Source organism: Streptomyces sp. NPDC031670 (assembly GCF_055580545.1).
Window position 1 is genome coordinate 1 of the sequence record NZ_JBVILC010000025.1, and the last position, 17,058, is coordinate 17,058.

The following is a 17,058-nucleotide window of genomic DNA, read 5'->3' on the forward strand; positions in this document are numbered from 1 at the left end:
ACACCGCGCTGTTCGGTTGGACCGTCGCCCCATCGGACCCCAACGGCTACAGGCTCTGCACGCTGCGCGGACAACTCGTCGCCGCCCTGGGGCCGCGCAGACAGGGGCGCGTGGTGGTGGGCGCGGGTCGCTGACCCGAAGTGGAGCAGGAGGACGGAGATCCGAGCCGAGTGCCTAGTACCGCTCTTGCCACTTGCGATCAGGGCTACTTGCTCCCGGACCAACCGTCCCAATGACGGGTCGTCCATGGTCCAGGGGAGACGCAAGCTGTCGGCCCGCCACGGAAAACGTAGTGGCCGATCCCTTGGTCGGCTCAGGTGGGCCGACGGAAGGCGAGGACGACGTTCTGGCCGCCGAAGCCGAAGGCTTGGACGAGGGCGGCCGGCACCGGTTGGTGGCGCGGGACGTGGGCGACCAGGTCGAGGTTGATCTGGGGGTCGCGGTGGTCGAGGTTGAGAGTGGGCGGGATCAGGCCCTGCTGCATGGAGAGCAGGGTCATGATCGCAGCGAGGGCGCCGGCCGCGCCGAGGGTGTGCCCGGTGGCCGATTTGAGGGCGGTGACCGCAGGGTGACGGCCGAGGGCTTCGGTGATCGCTTCGGCCTCGGTGCGGTCGCCGACCGGGGTGCCGGTGGCGTGGGCGCTGACCAGGGCCACGTCGGCGGGGGAGAGGTCGGCCGCTGTGAGGGCGTGGCGGATGGCGCGAGTCTGTTCGGAGCGGAGCGGGGTGGTGAGGTGGTGGCCGTCGCTGGTGACGCCGTGTCCGGCCAGCACGCCCAGGATTTCGGCGCCCCGGGCCTGGGCGTGGTCGGCGCGTTCCAGCACCAGGACGGCAGCGCCTTCGGCGAGCACGAATCCGCAACGGTCGGCGGCGAACGGGCGGCTGGCTCCTGCCGGGTCCTCGTTGCGCCGGGCCAGCGCGCCGATCCGGTCGAAGCCGCTGATCGACAGCGGTCTGATGCAGGCATCGGCGCCCCCGGCCACGACCACGTCCGCGCGCCCCCAGGTGATCAGATCGGCGGCCGTGGCCAGTGCCTCCGAGCCGGCCGCGCATGCGCTGACCGGCGCGTGCACGCCGCCACGTGCGCGCAGGTTCAGCGAGACTGCCGTCGCCGGACCGTTGGGCAGCATCATCGGGATGGTGAACGGTGAGACGGCTCGGGTGCCGTTCTCGCGGCGTACTGCGTCCTGGTTGACCAGGGTGCGCGCGCCGCCGACGCCGGTGCCGATGACGACGGCCAGCCGCTCACGCTCGACCTCGGGTGCACCCGCGTGCTGCCAGGCCTCCCGGGCCGCGATCAGGGCGACCTGCTGGCAGCGGTCCGTCCGGCGGCGGGTGACCCGGTCCAGCTCCTGATCCGTGTCGACGGCCAGGGGAGCGGCGATCTGGACGTCCACGCAGTCGGCCCAAGGCTCCTCGATCCGCCGCACGCCGCTTCGGCCGGAGATCAGATTTCGCCAGGTGTCGCCCGCCGTGCCGCCGAGCGGGGTGGTGGCCCCCCACCCGGTGACCACGACCGTGGCCGCTGATCGGGGGGCCGTACGAGTGACAGACATGCGGGCAGGCAACCACAGACTCGGGACGGCTGTGGCTGCAACGCCCTTGGGAATGACCCGTCTGGTGGACAGGCCAGGGTCTAGTGGGATCGTCCGATTCTCGGATGTGTCCTTCTGTCGGACTTGTATCCCCTTGGCTGGAGTGCTGTGGCCTCGGCCGGAACGCAGGCATGGGCTGGCTAGGGTCTGGTCCGTCCTGATCACGAGACGAGGGAGGGCCCGTGCCAGCGGCTACGGTGAGCCCGGTGCGGCGGATCGGCCTGCCGGTGCACTGCAGGGATCCCCAGCCCGACTACCGGACCTGGCGCGAGGCCGGGCCGGTGCAGCGGGTGGAGTTCCCGGACGGGATGCGGGTCTGGGTGGTGACGCGCTACGACGAGGTGCTGGCGCTGCTGCGGGCGGACGGCTTCACCCGGGACTGGGGCACTGCACCCTGCCCGGCCTACGGTTATGGCGAGCGCCGACACGGAGAGGACTACTTCGCGGCCCGGCCAGGCAACCTGTTCAACTCCGACGGCGCTGACCACAGACGGCTGTTTCGACTGGTCGCACCGTATTTCGGCCGGAGACGAATCGAGGGACTCCAGCCGCTCGTCGACTCGGTCGTCCACGACGTGGTCGGGCGGCTCGCCGGGCGCCAAACCATGGATCTGGTCGCCGACTTCGCTGTTCCGATCCCACTGCGCGTGGTCGGCGGGCTGATCGGCATCCGGGACGAACTGCTGCCGGCCCTCGCCGAGCACGTGCACGTGGTCAGCGGCTGGACCGACCCGGAGAGCGAGCCTTGGCGCCGCTCGATGCTGGCACTGCACCGGCTCACCCTGCGGATCATGCGCGAGCGGCGGCCGGGCGGGGACGGCAGCCTGATCGCCGCCCTACTCAAGGCCCAGGCCGAAGGAGGCGCGATCAGCAGGGCCGAGATCTCCTCGATGATCAAGATCCTGCTGGCCACCGGGTACGAGACGACCGCCGCGCTGCTGGCCAACGGCGCGCTGGCGATGACCGGTGACCCGGCGGTCTGCCGGCAACTCGCTGGTGGCGAGGGCACCGAGGCCTGCGTGGCCGAACTGCTGCGCTGGCAGCCCCCGTCACCCTGGGGTCAGATCCGCATCGCCCTGCGGGACCTGACCTTCGCGGGGGTACGGATCACGGCCGGCGACCTGGTCTATCCGCTCCTCGCGGCGGCCAACCGCGACCCGGCCCACTACACGGCGCCAGACCGCTTCGATCCCGCCCGGGATGAGGCCGCGCATCTGTCGTTCGGACGCGGCCTCCGCCGCTGCCTGGGCACGCCGCTGGCCCTGGCCGTCGCCACTACCGCCTTGCCCGCGCTGGCCGAGCGGCTGCCTGCGGTACGCCTGACCGTCCCGGCGAACCGGCTCAGCTGGCACGGGCTGATGCACGTGCGCAAGCTGCAGCGCCTGCCGGTCCGGGCGGACGGCCCCGAGCCGGGCCAGGAGCGGTACGACGCGGCGAGCCAGGAGCGGTACGACGACATGGCACGCCAGGGGCAGAACGACGTGGCAGATCGGCCATGACCGGGCTCGACAGCCGCAACGCCCTGCTGGCGGCCCTCAACCGTCCCTCGGCCCTGGCCGATCCGTACCCGCTGCTGCGCCGTCTGCGGGAGGCCTCCCCGGCATTGGTCGGTCCTGACGGCACGATGCTGCTGGTCGCACGCCACCGCGACTGCGGCCTGCTGCTGCGGGACCAGGCAATGTCCAGCGACTACCGGCGTGCGCCCACCCTGGCCTCGGTGCGGCACACCCGCATGTTCGTCACCCTCGATCCGCCCGACCACACCCGGTTGCGCCGGTTGGTGAGCAAGGCGTTCACCCCGCGCGCAGCCGCGGCGCTCGAACCGCGTATCCGCGCGACCGTCGCCGAGCTGCTCTCCGCCGTCGATCCGGCCGCCTTCGACGTGGTGAGCGGGTTGGCGTACCCGCTTCCGCTGCGCATCATCTGCGAGCTGCTGGGCGTCCCGCGTGGTGAGCACGGTCTGTTCGCAGACTGGTCGAAGCGGCTGACCCAGAGCCTGGACGCGCTGATGTTCCGCGGCGACCTGGCGGACCGGGACCAGGCGCAGCGCGAATTTTCGTCCTATTTGGCCGAGCTGATTGCCTACCGGAGAGGCCGGGACGGCTCGGATCTGCTCTCGCGGCTGATCCGGGTGGAGGAGGGCGGTGACCGGCTCACCGAGGACGAACTCGTCAGCACCTTGATCCTGCTGCTGACCGCCGGACACGAGACCATCGCCAACCTGATCGGCAACACCCTGCTGGCGCTGCTGCGTCACCCGGACCAGTATGCCGCCCTGTGCGCCGACCCGGCGCTCGCGGCGGGCGCGGTGGAGGAGACCCTGCGCTACGACCCGCCGGTGCAGCTGGTCGCCCGAACGGTGCGCGGCGGCTACCGGATCGGGGAGCTCGACCTGCCGGATCGCACGCTCGTCCTGGTGCTGCTCGGCGCGACCGGACGTGATCCGGACGTTTTTCCGGAGCCGGACCGGTACGACCTCAAACGGGGGGCCGCCGGGCATCTGGCCTTCTCGGCCGGGCCGCACTTTTGTCTCGGCGCCGGGCTGGCCCGGTTGCAGACCACGGTGGTGTTCGAGGCCCTTGCCACCTGGATGGCCGACCCGGAACTGGTCGAGGTGGTGCACCGCCCGAATGTCGTGATGCGCGGTCCGAGTCGGCTGGTGATCCGGGCAGGTGGGACCGCGTGCTGACCCTGACAGGCCTTCGGGGTGAAGCTGTGACGCTGCGGCCACGGCCTCGTTGAACAGCGGTAAGAGCACACAGGGATGCGTGACGAGAGGAAAAGGATCATGATTCTGCACCGGTTGAGGCGGGCCGCCGTCCTGGTGCCGGCAAGCACGCTTGCCGCCATGGCCCTTGCGGGCGCCGCGCCCGTCCAGGCAGCCGCGGGCGAGCGGGCCGCCACTGCCGACATCGAGAACCTGGTCTGTGTCGGCCACATGACCGTGCACCTCGCCACTCCCGTGACCAACACGCCGACGCAGGACACCTTCAAGGTCACCGGCGAGATGGACGACTGCATGTCCCCCAGCGGCAAAAACCCGCTCATCCACCACGGCACCGTCACCATGACCGGCTCGGGCGTGCTCAGCTGCACCGAGCTGGAGACCTACAAGCTGCACCAGGACTTCGTCTGGTTCACCGCCGAGGGCAAGAAGCTGGGCGAGACGCACGTGGCGGCCACCGGTAGGGGCAAGGGCGACCCGGTCCACCATGAGATGCTGAACGTCAACCGGGGGATCGCCTCTTCCGACAGCACCCGTTTCGCCGGTCAGGAGGTCGTGGCCGACTTCGCCCCCAAGTCCGCCGTCGGCTCCTGCACCGAGGGCAAGAACGACCTGGTTGGCAGCCTCCAGGTGTCCATCCAGCCCGCGTAGCCCGCCATGCACCCACCTTACGGACTCCAGCGCGAACTGCTCGGCCGGGCTGGGCCGGACGAGCAGGGCCGCCCAAGGTTCCACGACTTCCCCAAGGCGTGGGCGGCCTATGAGCTGACCGGCGCGGTCGACCACTCGACGCTGCGGCACGCGCTGGACGCCGTGTTCGCCGGGGTGGACGTCTTCCGGCAGGCCCTCCCCGGCACGGGGAGGGCCTGCCGCGCGGTCGAGGCCCCACGACACCTCTGCTACGCGGACGACAGCGTCCAGGAGGCCGAACTCCGGTTCCGCGGCGCCATCCTGCCCCTCGTGTTCGACCCCGGGGACCTGGCGGCAGGAGCACGGCCCTTCAGCCTCACCGTGCACGCGCCAGGCCGGACGCTGCTCGCTCTTGGCGCGGATCACGCCTTCCTCGACGGCTACTCGCTGTCCGTCCTGCTGCGCGCGGTGACCCGTGACTACCAGGCCCGGTTGAGTGGTGCAGAGCCCACACCGCTGCCGGCTGCCGTGCAGCTGTTGACGTCCTGGTACCGCGATCCCGCCGAACGTGCCGACCTGGACCGGCACTTCGCGGCCTGCCCGGAGCCGGCCACCAGGCTCGGCCTCCCCGGCGCCCCCGACCTGCCCCCTGAGCGGTGGGCTGCGCACGACACCTACCAGTTCCTCGTTCCGGCCAAGGACGCGGAGCCGCTGCGAGCCTGGTGCGCGCAGCGGGCGGTGACACTCTCGGCTGCCTGGCGGGTGCTGGTGCAGTTCACCGCCTCCGCCCGGCGCCAGGAGGAGGAGCCGGTGCCGGTGCTGTACGCGCGGCTGGGGCGGGCGGGACGGGACGCGTTGCGGGCGGTCGGGCCGTTCTTCGAATCGACCGTGACCCTGCCGGGGCCGAGACTTGCGGGCGCCTTCGACACCTGGGTCGAGCGGGCAGCCGATCCCACCACCGAGGCCCCGCCGCTGCTCGGGTCGTGGCTCAGCGACTTCGCCGGACAACGACGGCTGGATCTGTACCGGTTGGTGTCGTTCAACTACCTGCCGCTGCCCAGGCCCGTTCGGCTGGAGAGCACGACCGCCGCACCGGTGGGTGGGGCGCTGCTGGCCGGTCTGGTGCCCCGGCCCCCGCAGCGGCTCGAAAAGCGCAATGGCCTCCACGTGGTGGTGTACCGGCTCACGGCCGGACGGTTCGCCGTACAGGTGCGGTCGGACCCGAGGGTGGCAGGGTCGGCGCGAGGCTTTGGGCTGGCGTTGGGCCGGACGGTCGAGCTGCTGGGGACCGGGGCACCGGTGGCCGAAGTGCGGCGCGCGGTGGCGGACACCTGGCGCTGAGACCGGCGTCCACCATGCTGGGTCACTGCCGGGCAGCGGAGTGTTCCCGAGGCAGTAGCACCCAGGCCGCCACGAGCGCCACCGCGAAGACGGTCGCCGCGACCAGGAACCCGGCCCGCATCGCCGTCGCAGCGTCCTGCGCGCTCAGCGCGGGCAGCATCGCGTGCTCGTGGGCCAGGATGACCGCGCCGACCACGGCCACGCCCAGCGCGCCCCCCAGCTGCCGCACGGTGTGGACGATCCCGGACGCCTGTGGCCGCTCCTGGGCGGGCACCTGGCTGAGCGCGTCGGTGTTCACCGGGGCGAGGACCAGACCGAGGCCCAGACCGACCAGTACCAGGCCCGGCAGCTTCGACACGTACACGATGTGCGGCATGTCCAGCGCCCACTGGAATGCCCCCGCCGTGGCGAGGGTGAGCCCGGCCAGCACTGGCGCGCGCACACCCGAGCGGTCGTACCAGCGGCCGGCGAGCTGAGCGCCCGCCATCAGGGGGATGATCAGGGCCAGCGAGGCGAGCGCGGCCTGCACCGGGCTGAAGCCGAGCAGGTTCTGGGTGTAGAGCGCGGCGTACACCGCCAGCGCGAGCAGGCTGAACTGGGTGGCCAGCAGCACCACGAGGTCACCTGCGAAGGCGCGGTGCCGGAGGAGCTGGAGCCGGACCAGTGGATCGGCCGAGCGCAGCTGCACGAACGTGAACGCTGCCGTGGCGGCCAGACCGGCGGCCAGGGTGAGCAAGGTGCGGGGTGAATGCCAGCCCGACGAAGCCGACTGCTGGAGCGCGTACACCGTCGCACCGACACCCCCGACGAGCAGTGCGCCGTGCCCGGGCGAGACGGAGAGCGCGGGATGCGCCGGGTCGGCGGGGCGGGCACGGCGCACCAGAAGGAGTACGGCGACGCCCACCGGCAGGTTGACCCAGAACACCGCGCGCCAGCCGGCCCACTCGGTCAGCGCTCCGCCGAGCAGCGGACCGAGCGCCAGGAAGAGCTGGCTGACACCCACGTAGACACCCATTGCCCGCCCGCGCACCGCGAGCGGGAAGGCGGCCATGACGAGACTGGCGCTCACCGGCATCATCAGCGCTGCCCCAAGGCCCTGAACCACCCGGGCGGCGATCAGCCATCCCTGGCCCGCCCAGCCGGTGGGGGCGAGGCCACAGCAGGCGGAGCCGAGGCAGAAGACCCACACGCCGAGCCGGAAGGTCGTGACCGGCCCATACCTGGCGCCGAGCCGGCCGGCCAGTGCGACCGTGGTGGCCAGAGCCAGCACGTACGCGCTGACGACCCACTGCTGCCCGTTCGAGGTCAGCGGCAGCTCGCGCGTCATTGTCGCCAGCGCGACCGACACGACCGTCTCGTCCAGCATGATCATCGACAGGCTGCCCGTCATGGCCGCCAGGACGAGCCACGCGGCCCGGGTCGGCCGCGCCGTTGCGGCCGGCGCCCGCGTCATTGCTTCGGTCATGCCCTCGCTCCTCCGCTGATACCGTTGCGGACACGATAGGCGACCGATCAGGCACGTACGGTCACCAAGTGAGTTGCGGGGCACGGGAAGTTGGTGGGCCGGTGGACGACGAGCAGTTGCGTGGCGCGCTGCCGCTGGAGTCGGCCATGGAGGCCCTGCGCGTTGCCAAGGACGGGCTGGCGCGGGCGGTGGATGCGGTCATGCGGGCGTATGCGGAGCGCCCGGCACTGGCTGAACGGGCGCAGGAACCGGTGGTCGACGAGGTCTCGGGCCGGGTGTCATTGCGACTGCTGCCGCGCTTCGCGACGGTCAGCTACGGCGAGTTGTGGGATCGCGCCGGGGCGGTCGCCGCCGCATGGCGGCAACAGGGACTGGAGGCCGGGGACTTCGTTGCGCTGTACGGCTGCACCGGCGTGGACTACGCGGTGCTCGACCTGGCCTGCCTGCGGCTGGAGGCCGTCTGCGTGCCGCTGCAGTCCGGTGCGCCGGTACCCCAATTGGCGTCGATCCTTGCGGAAACCAAGCCGCGAGTGCTGGCAGCGAGCCTCAAAGTCCTCGATCGTGCGGTTGAGTTAGTGCTGTCGGGCGAGTCCAGGCCGCGTCTGGTGGTGTTCGACTGCCACCCGGAGGCGGACGAAGGGAGGCTGGAGGCCGCACGACGGCGGCTCGCCGTGGTCGACTCCCTTGCCGACGTGGTCAAACGCGGCCGTGGTGTGGCGCAGGCCCCGCTCGGCCGCCCGGAACCGGGCGAGGATCCCATGCGGCTGCTCATCTACACCTCCGGTAGCACCGGGACACCGAAGGGCGCCATCTACACCGAACGGATGCTGCACCGGCTGTGGGCGGGCTGGGGCCCCACGCAGGGCGAGCTGCCCGTCCTCGATCTCGGCTACCTGCCCCTGAGCCACGCGGCCGGGCGGACCTCGCTCTACCGCACGCTCGGGCGCGGCGGCACCTCGTACTTCACCTCGACGAGCGACCTCTCGACACTGTTCGAAGACCTTGCGCTCGCCCGGCCGACGCAACTACTGCTGGTGCCACGCATCTGTGATCTGCTCTACCAGGAGTATCAGCGGGAATCCACCCGCCGCGCACCGGAGTTCTCCGACTCCGGCGCACTGGAGACTGCTGTCAAGGCCGACCTGCGCGAGCAAGTCCTCGGCGGCCGGGTACTGCAGGCGACCTTCAGCGGCGCGCCGCTCGCGCCGGAACTGAAGCGGTTCATGGAGTCCTGCCTCGGGCTGCCGGTGCATGACGCCTTCGGCTCGACCGAGACGGGCTGCCTCCTGATCGACTCCCACGTTCAGCGACCGCCGGTGACCGAGTACAAGCTCGTCGACGTCCCAGAACTGGGCTACTACACGACGGACGTGCCTCACCCACGGGGTGAACTGCTGGTCAGGACGGAGTCCGCGACCCCAGGGTATTTCCGTCAGCCCGGGGCCACCGCTGCGGTCTTCGACTCGGACGGCTTCTTCCGGACCGGCGACATCATGGCCGAAACCGGCCCGGACCAGCTCGTCTACGTCGACCGCGGCACCAGTGTGCTGAAGCTGGCACAGGGCGAGTTCGTCACGATCTCCCGGCTGGAGAGCGTCTTCGTCACCAGCCCGCTCGTCCGGCAGATCTACGTATACGGCAACAGCGAGCGCGACTGTCTGCTGGCCGTGATCGTGCCTACCGAGGAGGCGCTGAGGCAGGCAACGAGCGGCGAGTCGCTCCGGCGTGCACTGGGCGAGTCACTGCAGCTGGTCGCCAGACAAGCCGGGTTGAAGTCCTACGAAATCCCCCGTGACTTCCTGGTCGAGCCGGAGCCGTTCACCGTGGAGAACGGACTGCTGTCGGAGATCCGGAAGAATCTGCGGCCACAACTCCAGGCCCGCTACGCAGAGCGTTTGGAGCGGCGCTACGAACAGCTTGCGGGCAAGCAGCAAGACGCGCTGTGCGCCCTGCGCGAAGCCGGGCCCGGCCAGCCGGTGTTCGAGGCGGTCCGCCGCGCTGCCGCCGCGCTGTTGGGCCGTACGGCCGCGGAGCTGAGCGCCACCGTGCGGTTGACCGACCTGGGGGCGGATTCGCTGGCCGCTCTGTCGCTCTCCCGACTGCTGCAAGACATCTTCGAGGTCGAGACTCCGGCCGAGGTGCTGCTCGGCCCGGCGAACGACCTCCGGTCCATCGTGAAACACATCGAGGCGGCACGCGCCTGCGGCGTCAAACGCCCATCGTTCGCCCTGGTGCACGGCCACAGCACCTCCGAGCTCTGTGCCGCCGACCTCACGCTGGAGAAATTCATCGACGCCGGGACCCTTGAGACCGCGCGTCGCCTGCCGCGCGTGGTGGGGGAGCGGTCGATGGAAGGGACGGTCTTGCTGACCGGAGCCAACGGTTACCTGGGCCGCTTCTTGTGCCTGGACTGGTTGGAACGGCTGGCCGGCTCCGGCGGCCGGCTGATCTGCCTGGTCCGGGGTCGGGATACCGCCGAGGCCCGCCGCCGACTGGATGCCGCCTTCGACACCGGCGATCCAGGCCTGCGTCGGCGCTACGAGGAGTTGGCCCCGCACGGTCTCGACGTGTTGGCCGGTGACCTCGGCCGGGAGCGGCTGGGTCTGGCCACGGACACCTGGACCCGGCTGGCCCGGGAGGTCGACCTGATCCTGCACCCAGGGGCGCTGGTCAATCACGTCCTGCCTTACGACCAGCTGTTCGGCCCCAACGTCCTCGGCACCGCTGAGCTGATCCGGCTCGCCCTCACCGCGAGGATCAAGCCGTTCACCTACCTGTCGACGGTCGGTGTGGCGGACCGGCCCGACCCACGACTCGACGAGAGCGCCGACATTCGACTGGTGAGCCCCGTCCGTACCCTCGGCAACGAGTACGCCACCGGCTACGCGGCGGCCAAGTGGGCGGGCGAGGTGCTGCTACGGGAGGCCCACGACACATACGGCCTGCCGGTGACCGTCCTCCGCTCGAGCCTGATCCTCGCCCACCGCCACCACACCGGCCAGGTGAACGTCCCCGACCTGTTCACCCGCCTGCTCTTCAGCCTCGCTGTCACCGGCATCGCCCCGGTCTCCTTCTACCGCACCGACGCCCAGGGGCGCCGGCAGCGCGCCCACTTCGACGGCCTGCCCGTCGACTTCGTCGCCCAAGCCGTCAATACCCTCGCCGCGCGCGGCATCGACGGCTACCAGACGTACCACGTGGTCAACCCGCACGACGACGGCATCTCGCTGGACACCTGCGTCGACTGGCTGAGCGAGGCCGGCCGCACCCTCCACCGCATCGCCGACTACGACGACTGGTTCAGCCGATTCGAGCCCGCCCTGCGTGCCCTGCCGGAATTGCAGCGGCGCCGCTCCCTGCTGCCCCTGTTGCACGCATTCCGGCACCCCTCCGCACCAGCCTGTGGTTCGCTTGTCCCGTCCCATCGCTTCGAAAGGGCCGTCCGCGAGGCCAAAGTCGGTGGCGAGGCCATCCCGCACCTCTCCGCCGAGCTGATCACCAAATACCTGTCCGACCTGCGCGGGCTCGGCCTGCTGTGAGGCTCGGCGCGCAGGTTGGTGGCCCCGGTGCCCGGCGCCTCGTTCAGGCCGTGGAACCCGGCGATGGGGGAGCCGCGCATGCCCGGTGCTGCCGGTGCTGGCGGGGGCACTGAAAGCCGGGCGCGGCTCGTTCGGCGGGCGCCAGGTCGGTACGCAGAGTTATGGCCAACACCGTCTTCGGCACACCCGCCCACTTCGACCGTCTTGTCTGCCCGGAGTTACACAGGATTCAGCAGTGCTGACGTCGTCGCGTGACCCGGGCGGGCTCGGCCTTTCGCCGAGTCCGCCACGCCGGCTCCAAACCCGAGCCGGACTCGTGTCACGCCGTCAGCGCTGCAGTGTCAGCAGACCCGGTCGGTAGGGCAGGAGGCCGTAGTCGACGCCGTCGGAGTTGGGGCTGCGTCCCTGGTAGAGGAACTGCAGGTTGCAGGGATCGACGGTCATGGTCTGATCGGGGCTGGTGCGGATCAGTTCGCCATGGCTGATGTCGTTGGTCCAGGTGGCGCCACTGTTGGCCTTGCCGGCGAAGGGATTGTTCTCGGTCGCGGCCTGGGGAGTCCATGAGCCGTTCAGACTGGTCGCCGTGAACGAGCGGAAGTAGCGGCCCTGCGAGCCGATCGCCTCGACGATCATGAGGTAGCGGTTCTGGCCCTGCAGCTTGTAGACCTGCGGGGCTTCGAACAGGTTGTTCCGCGTATCGCTCATGATCACTGTCGAGGTCGTGCCGAAGCTGCCCGGGAAGTTCCCGATCGGCATACTGGCCCGGTAGATCTTGCCGTTGTCACCGGCGAAGAACAGGTACATGTTGGTTCCGTCACCGATGAGCGTCTGGTCGATGGGCCCTGTTCCGGAGTCGGAGATGCTTCCGGAGAAGAGCACCTGCTCCGATGACCAGCCGCTCGGGTTGGTGGGGTCGCTCGACGTCCGGTAGGAGAAGGCGGTCCTACCCCACTGGTAGGCGAGCACCCAGATGTTCTTCGGCGCGAAGTAGAAGAGCGTGGGCGCGACGGTGGAGGCTGACATCGTGTTCTGGCCGGCCGAGGCCAACTCCGACCAGTTGGTGAACAGGCCGAAGTTCATCGAACCCCATCTCGTCCCCGTGTCGTGCGTCGTCGCATAGACGAGTTGCCTGCCGTTGTAGGGGACGACGGTGAAGTCCTTGAGCGAGACCCACTCCGGCTTGGGCTGTGCCAGGGCTCCCGTTGATGTCCAGCGGTACGTCGACGGAGGAGCGCACGGGCCGGGGTTGCCGGCACCGACCTTGACGAGCTGCCACTGCTGGTTGGTGCCGCCCCAGTCGTCGTACTGGACGATGTTCGCGTTGTCGGCGGTGGAGGCGCCTTGTACCTCGAGGGCCTTGTTGCTGTGGCGCGAGATGAACCGTACGTAGCCATCCGAGCTGTCGGCCAGCCGCCACTGCTGGTTGGTGGCGTTCTGGTCGGCCCATTGGACGATCGGGCCCCCGTTCGCGGTGGACCAGTTGTGGACGTCCAGCACCTTGCCGGAGTGGCGGGACTTGATGCGGTAGTAGCCGCCTCCGGAGTCGACGAACTGCCACTGCTGCTGGTTCTGATCGTTCCTGGTCCACTGGGTGATGCGGGCGCCGTCGTTGGTCGCCAGGTTGTAGACGTCCAGGGCCTTGCCGCTGTTGCGGTTGACCAGCACATACGAGGCGTTGGGGTCTACGGTCGCCGCTCCGGCCGGCTGGGCGCCGAGGAAGGTAGCCACGAGCAGCAAGGGCGCGAGGACGGCGAGTAAGCGTCTTGGGCGGGCCGGGGACGGTTGGCGGAACCACATCAGAGGGCCTCCTTTGGGGGCGGGGGTGAGGTGACCCGATGAACCGCGGAGCGGACGTGCCGAGGGGCAGGGGCATTCTCGAATGTTTCGGAAAATTCTCCGGATGCTTCGACGCCACAAGCTAGGAACGCGGGGCTCTCTGGTCAAGGCCTGTCGCCGATCTGTCCACAAAACAGCGCATGCCCTCTGGGCCTGACAAGCTGTTGCGCCGACCGCTACCACTCGGGGAATGTGCGGATGCGGCTCGTCAGTGCAGGGCGGCATCCGCTGACGGCGACAAGCCGAGGGTTCGCCTTCCGTCTCGCCGGGAGTTCGAAATATTTCGGGTGAGTAGCCGAAACTTCTTCTGTGAGGAGTATTGACGATCCATCGTCAATACCTCAATCATCCCTGTCTGAGAAACGGACCATCGTTCGAGTTTTCGAACCACGTCAGCCCTGAAATCTGTGCTGCGCGGCAGAGACACGCACAGCTGCACGACAGATCCGCGCACCGAAGCACCCGCGCCACCCGTTTCGTTCCGGTGAGGTTCGCACCCGCGCATCCTGGCTCTTCACGCAGTTGGAGAGGTACGCGAAGCCGCGTGGCGGTCCCCCGGCTGAGCCGCGATGGAGTACCCGCATGCCTGTGAAACACCGCCGCCGTCCGCCGTACGTCACCCGATTGCCGACCGGGTGCCGTCCCCGTTTGAGATCGTCCCGGGCACGTGACCGCGGTGTCCGGTGACTCCGTGCCGTCCGGGTTCCGCCCCGCCGCACCCGTCCGCCGAGTGGGAGCGGACGACGCGTTTCCCCTGCGCTTCAGTCCTGGCGCGATGTCTACCCTGGAGGTACAGCCATGGGCTCATATGTCCTTCCCGGACCGGTTATCCGCCGGAAGATCCGCGGTCTGCTGCTGGCGCTGGTCGTCGGCGTCCTGGGTGTGGCCGCCGCACTGGTCGCGCCGCCGACCGCACAGGCCGCCGAGAGTACGCTCGGCGCCGCGGCGGCGCAGAGTGGCCGCTACTTCGGCACCGCCATCGCCTCGGGCCGGCTGGGCGACTCGGCGTACACGACGATCGCGGGCCGTGAGTTCAACTCGGTGACGGCCGAGAACGAGATGAAGATCGACGCCACCGAACCGCAGCGGGGCCAGTTCAACTTCGGAGCCGGTGACCGCGTCTACAACTGGGCGGTGCAGAACGGCAAGCAGGTGCGCGGCCATACCCTGGCCTGGCACTCCCAGCAGCCCGGCTGGATGCAGAGCCTCAGCGGCAGCACGCTGCGCCAGGCGATGATCGAGCACATCAACGGCGTGATGGCCCACTACAAGGGCAAGATCGCGCAGTGGGACGTCGTGAACGAGGCCTTCGCCGACGGCAGCTCGGGAGCCCGGCGCGACTCCAACCTGCAGCGCACCGGCAACGACTGGATCGAGGTCGCCTTCCGCACCGCGCGCGCCGCCGACCCGGCCGCCAAGCTCTGCTACAACGACTACAACATCGAGAACTGGACCTGGGCCAAAACCCAGGGCGTGTACGCCATGGTCCGGGACTTCAAGCAGCGTGGCGTGCCGATCGACTGTGTCGGTTTCCAGTCGCACTTCAACAACGACAGCCCGTACAACAGCAACTTCCGCACCACCCTGCAGAGCTTCGCGGCCCTCGGCGTCGACGTGGCCATCACCGAACTCGACATCCAGGGCGCCTCGGCCACGACCTACGCCAACGTGACCAACGACTGCCTGGCCGTCCCGCGCTGCCTCGGCATCACCGTCTGGGGTGTGCGCGACACCGACTCCTGGCGAGCGGAGCAGACGCCGCTGCTGTTCAACGGCAACGGCAGCAAGAAGCCCGCCTACACCGCCGTCCTCAACGCACTCAACGGCGGCACCTCCACGCCCCCTTCGGGTTCCGGACAGATCAAGGGCGTCGGGTCCGGCCGCTGCCTGGACGTGCCCGGCGCCAGCACCACCGACGGCACCCAGCTCCAGCTGTGGGACTGCCACAACGGCACCAACCAGCAGTGGACGTACACCGCCGCCGGCGAGCTCAGGGTCTACGGCAACAAGTGCCTGGACGCGGCCGGCACCGGCAACGGCACCAAAGTCCAGATCTACAGCTGCTGGGGCGGCGACAACCAGAAGTGGCGCCTCAACTCCGACGGATCCATCGTCGGCGTCCAGTCCGGTCTCTGCCTCGACGCCGTCGCGGGCGGTACCGCCAGCGGCACCCTGATCCAGCTCTACTCCTGCTCGAACGGCAGCAACCAACGCTGGACCCGCACCTGAGGGGACCTGCCACAAACGAAAGGGTGAATCGATGAAGACCTACGGTGGGGTTTCTTTCGCCCCTCCACGATTACATCGCTGGTGGTCCCGGGTCGCCGCGCTGGTGGCGCTGAGCCTCGCGATCGGCATGCTCGCCGCGGTGAATCCGGCGTCCGCCGAGGCGGCGGGCGTGGACACCAACGCCTGGTACGTCCTGGTCAATCGCAACAGTGACAAGGCGCTGGACGTCTCCGGCGCCTCCACCGCCGACGGTGCGCGGGTCAGCCAGTGGACACGCAACGATGGAGCCAACCAGCAGTGGCAGTTCGTTGACTCCGGCGACGGCTTCTACCGCCTCAAGGCCCGGCATTCGGGCAAGGTCCTCGACGTGGCCGGCTCCTCGACCGCAGACGGTGCCGCGGTCCAGCAGTGGGCCGACCACAACGGGGCCAACCAGCAGTTCCGCCTGGCCGACTCCGACGCGGGCCACGTCCGGTTGATCAACCGGACCAGCAGCAAGGCGGTGGAGGTGCAGGGGGCCTCCACCGCCGATGGCGGCAACGTCGTCCAGTACACCGACTGGGGCGGCGCCAACCAGCAATGGCAGATGATCAAGCTGTCGTCCGGTGGAGGCGGCGGCGGATGCGGCAGCGCCCCGACTCTGGCGAGCGGGACGCACACGATCCAGAGCGGCGGCAAGAGCCGCAGCTTCATCCTCAGGGTTCCCGCCAACTACGACAACAGCCACCGCTACCGGCTGATCTTCGCGTTCCACTGGCGGGGCGGAACCGCCGGCGACGTCGCCTCGGGCGGCACGAGCGGGACCGCCTGGTCCTACTACGGCCAACAGGAACAGTCGAACAACAGCGCGATCCTCGTCGCCCCCCAGGGCCTCGGCAACGGCTGGGCCAATTCGGGTGGTGAGGACGTCACCTTCGTCGACGACATGATCCGGCGCATCGAGGGCGGCCTCTGTGTCAACCCAGCACAGCGTTTCGCCACGGGATTCAGCTGGGGCGGCGGTATGAGCTACGCACTCGCATGCAGCCGGGCGGACGTCTTCAGGGCCGTCGCGGTCATGTCCGGTGCTGAGATCAGCGGGTGCGGTGGCGGCACCCAGCCCATCGCCTACTTCGGAATCCACGGCGTCAGCGACTCCGTCCTCAACATCGCGCAAGGACGGTCCCTGCGCGACAGATTCGTCCGCAACAACGGCTGCGCCTCCCAGAGCCCGCGCGAGCCCGCGCCGGGCAGCCGAACGCACATCACCACCACCTACTCGGGCTGCCGTGCCGGATACCCGGTCCAATGGGCCGCGTTCGACGGAGGCCACATACCCGGTCCGGTCGACGGCTCCAGTGGCGAAAGCGGCGTCACCACCTGGACCAAAGCAGAGATCTGGAGGTTCTTCGCACAGTTCCAGTGACGCGCCCGCCAGGCGAGTTCTCCTGTCATCGCCAAGAGCAGCCGCCACCGTCGCCCTCGTTCAGTAAATGGGCGGCGGTGGCGGCCTGCGAGGCCGTGAACTCGGACACAGTGCCCTCACGCCCGCCCCTGAACAGACGTGCGCTTCATCGCCGAGCCTCGACACTCTGGCATCCGGAGTGGGCGGAGGGCGTCAAAGATCCTGTTCGTGGAGGCCTGGGAGGTCGTATGCCCCTGGCCAAGGTGCGCACGTGGACCGGCCACGTGTCGGGTGGAGCCAGGGGGCCTTGACGGC

At 69.6% G+C, this 17,058-nt stretch carries 10 protein-coding genes; 7 read left to right on the top strand and 3 right to left on the bottom strand.

Annotated elements, in window-relative coordinates; genetic code table 11:
* Positions 1-313: 313 nt before the first annotated feature.
* The gene (locus tag ACZ5ID_RS31575) at positions 314-1,555 is read right to left on the bottom strand and encodes a beta-ketoacyl-[acyl-carrier-protein] synthase family protein (RefSeq protein ID WP_468904729.1); all 1,242 of its coding nucleotides are present in this window, start codon (positions 1,553-1,555) and stop codon (positions 314-316) included.
* Between the two features lie 221 nt (positions 1,556-1,776).
* On the opposite strand from ACZ5ID_RS31575, the gene ACZ5ID_RS31580 reads away from it, so the two are divergent.
* From ACZ5ID_RS31580 to ACZ5ID_RS31595, 4 genes are all read left to right on the top strand, one after another.
* A complete protein-coding gene (locus ACZ5ID_RS31580; protein ID WP_468904731.1) occupies positions 1,777-3,093 on the top strand; it encodes a cytochrome P450 in 1,317 nt (438 codons plus the stop codon).
* Positions 3,090-4,283 (top strand): cytochrome P450, encoded by a 1,194-nt coding sequence (locus ACZ5ID_RS31585; protein WP_468904732.1) that lies wholly within the window; start codon positions 3,090-3,092, stop codon positions 4,281-4,283. The genes ACZ5ID_RS31580 and ACZ5ID_RS31585 overlap by 4 nt, the downstream gene beginning before the upstream one ends.
* A gap of 99 nt (positions 4,284-4,382) precedes the next feature.
* Positions 4,383-4,970, top strand: a complete 588-nt coding sequence (locus ACZ5ID_RS31590; RefSeq protein WP_468904733.1) for a hypothetical protein — start codon at positions 4,383-4,385, stop codon at positions 4,968-4,970.
* Positions 4,971-4,976: 6 nt separating this feature from the next.
* The gene (locus ACZ5ID_RS31595; RefSeq protein ID WP_468904734.1) at positions 4,977-6,290 is read left to right on the top strand and encodes a condensation domain-containing protein; all 1,314 of its coding nucleotides are present in this window, start codon (positions 4,977-4,979) and stop codon (positions 6,288-6,290) included.
* 22 nt (positions 6,291-6,312) lie between these two features.
* Here ACZ5ID_RS31595 and ACZ5ID_RS31600 read toward each other — a convergent pair whose 3' ends face one another.
* Entirely contained in the window at positions 6,313-7,755 is a 1,443-nt protein-coding gene (locus ACZ5ID_RS31600) for an MFS transporter (protein WP_468904737.1), read from the bottom strand.
* Positions 7,756-7,856: 101 nt separating this feature from the next.
* Between ACZ5ID_RS31600 and car the strand changes: the two genes are divergently transcribed.
* Positions 7,857-11,294: a carboxylic acid reductase gene (gene car / locus ACZ5ID_RS31605; RefSeq protein WP_468904740.1), complete on the top strand. Its 3,438-nt coding sequence runs from the start codon at positions 7,857-7,859 to the stop codon at positions 11,292-11,294.
* Positions 11,295-11,621: 327 nt separating this feature from the next.
* Here the strand turns inward: car and ACZ5ID_RS31610 are convergent, their stop codons facing one another.
* Complete coding sequence (locus ACZ5ID_RS31610; protein ID WP_468904742.1) at positions 11,622-13,091, bottom strand: non-reducing end alpha-L-arabinofuranosidase family hydrolase; 1,470 nt, start codon at positions 13,089-13,091, stop codon at positions 11,622-11,624.
* An 837-nt stretch (positions 13,092-13,928) separates the two neighbouring features.
* Here ACZ5ID_RS31610 and ACZ5ID_RS31615 point away from each other — a divergent pair.
* Positions 13,929-15,359: an endo-1,4-beta-xylanase gene (locus ACZ5ID_RS31615; RefSeq protein ID WP_468904745.1), complete on the top strand. Its 1,431-nt coding sequence runs from the start codon at positions 13,929-13,931 to the stop codon at positions 15,357-15,359.
* A 100-nt stretch (positions 15,360-15,459) separates the two neighbouring features.
* Entirely contained in the window at positions 15,460-16,764 is a 1,305-nt protein-coding gene (locus tag ACZ5ID_RS31620; protein WP_468904901.1) for an RICIN domain-containing protein, read from the top strand.
* Positions 16,765-17,058: the final 294 nt, after the last annotated feature.

Coding starts and splice junctions, on each gene's coding strand:
- ACZ5ID_RS31575 (WP_468904729.1), bottom strand. CDS start 1,555: ATGTCTGTCACTCGTACGGCCCCCCGATCAGCGGCCACGGTCGTGGTC.
- ACZ5ID_RS31585 (WP_468904732.1), top strand. CDS start 3,090: ATGACCGGGCTCGACAGCCGCAACGCCCTGCTGGCGGCCCTCAACCGT.
- ACZ5ID_RS31590 (WP_468904733.1), top strand. CDS start 4,383: ATGATTCTGCACCGGTTGAGGCGGGCCGCCGTCCTGGTGCCGGCAAGC.
- ACZ5ID_RS31595 (WP_468904734.1), top strand. CDS start 4,977: ATGCACCCACCTTACGGACTCCAGCGCGAACTGCTCGGCCGGGCTGGG.
- ACZ5ID_RS31600 (WP_468904737.1), bottom strand. CDS start 7,755: ATGACCGAAGCAATGACGCGGGCGCCGGCCGCAACGGCGCGGCCGACC.
- ACZ5ID_RS31610 (WP_468904742.1), bottom strand. CDS start 13,091: ATGTGGTTCCGCCAACCGTCCCCGGCCCGCCCAAGACGCTTACTCGCC.
- ACZ5ID_RS31615 (WP_468904745.1), top strand. CDS start 13,929: ATGGGCTCATATGTCCTTCCCGGACCGGTTATCCGCCGGAAGATCCGC.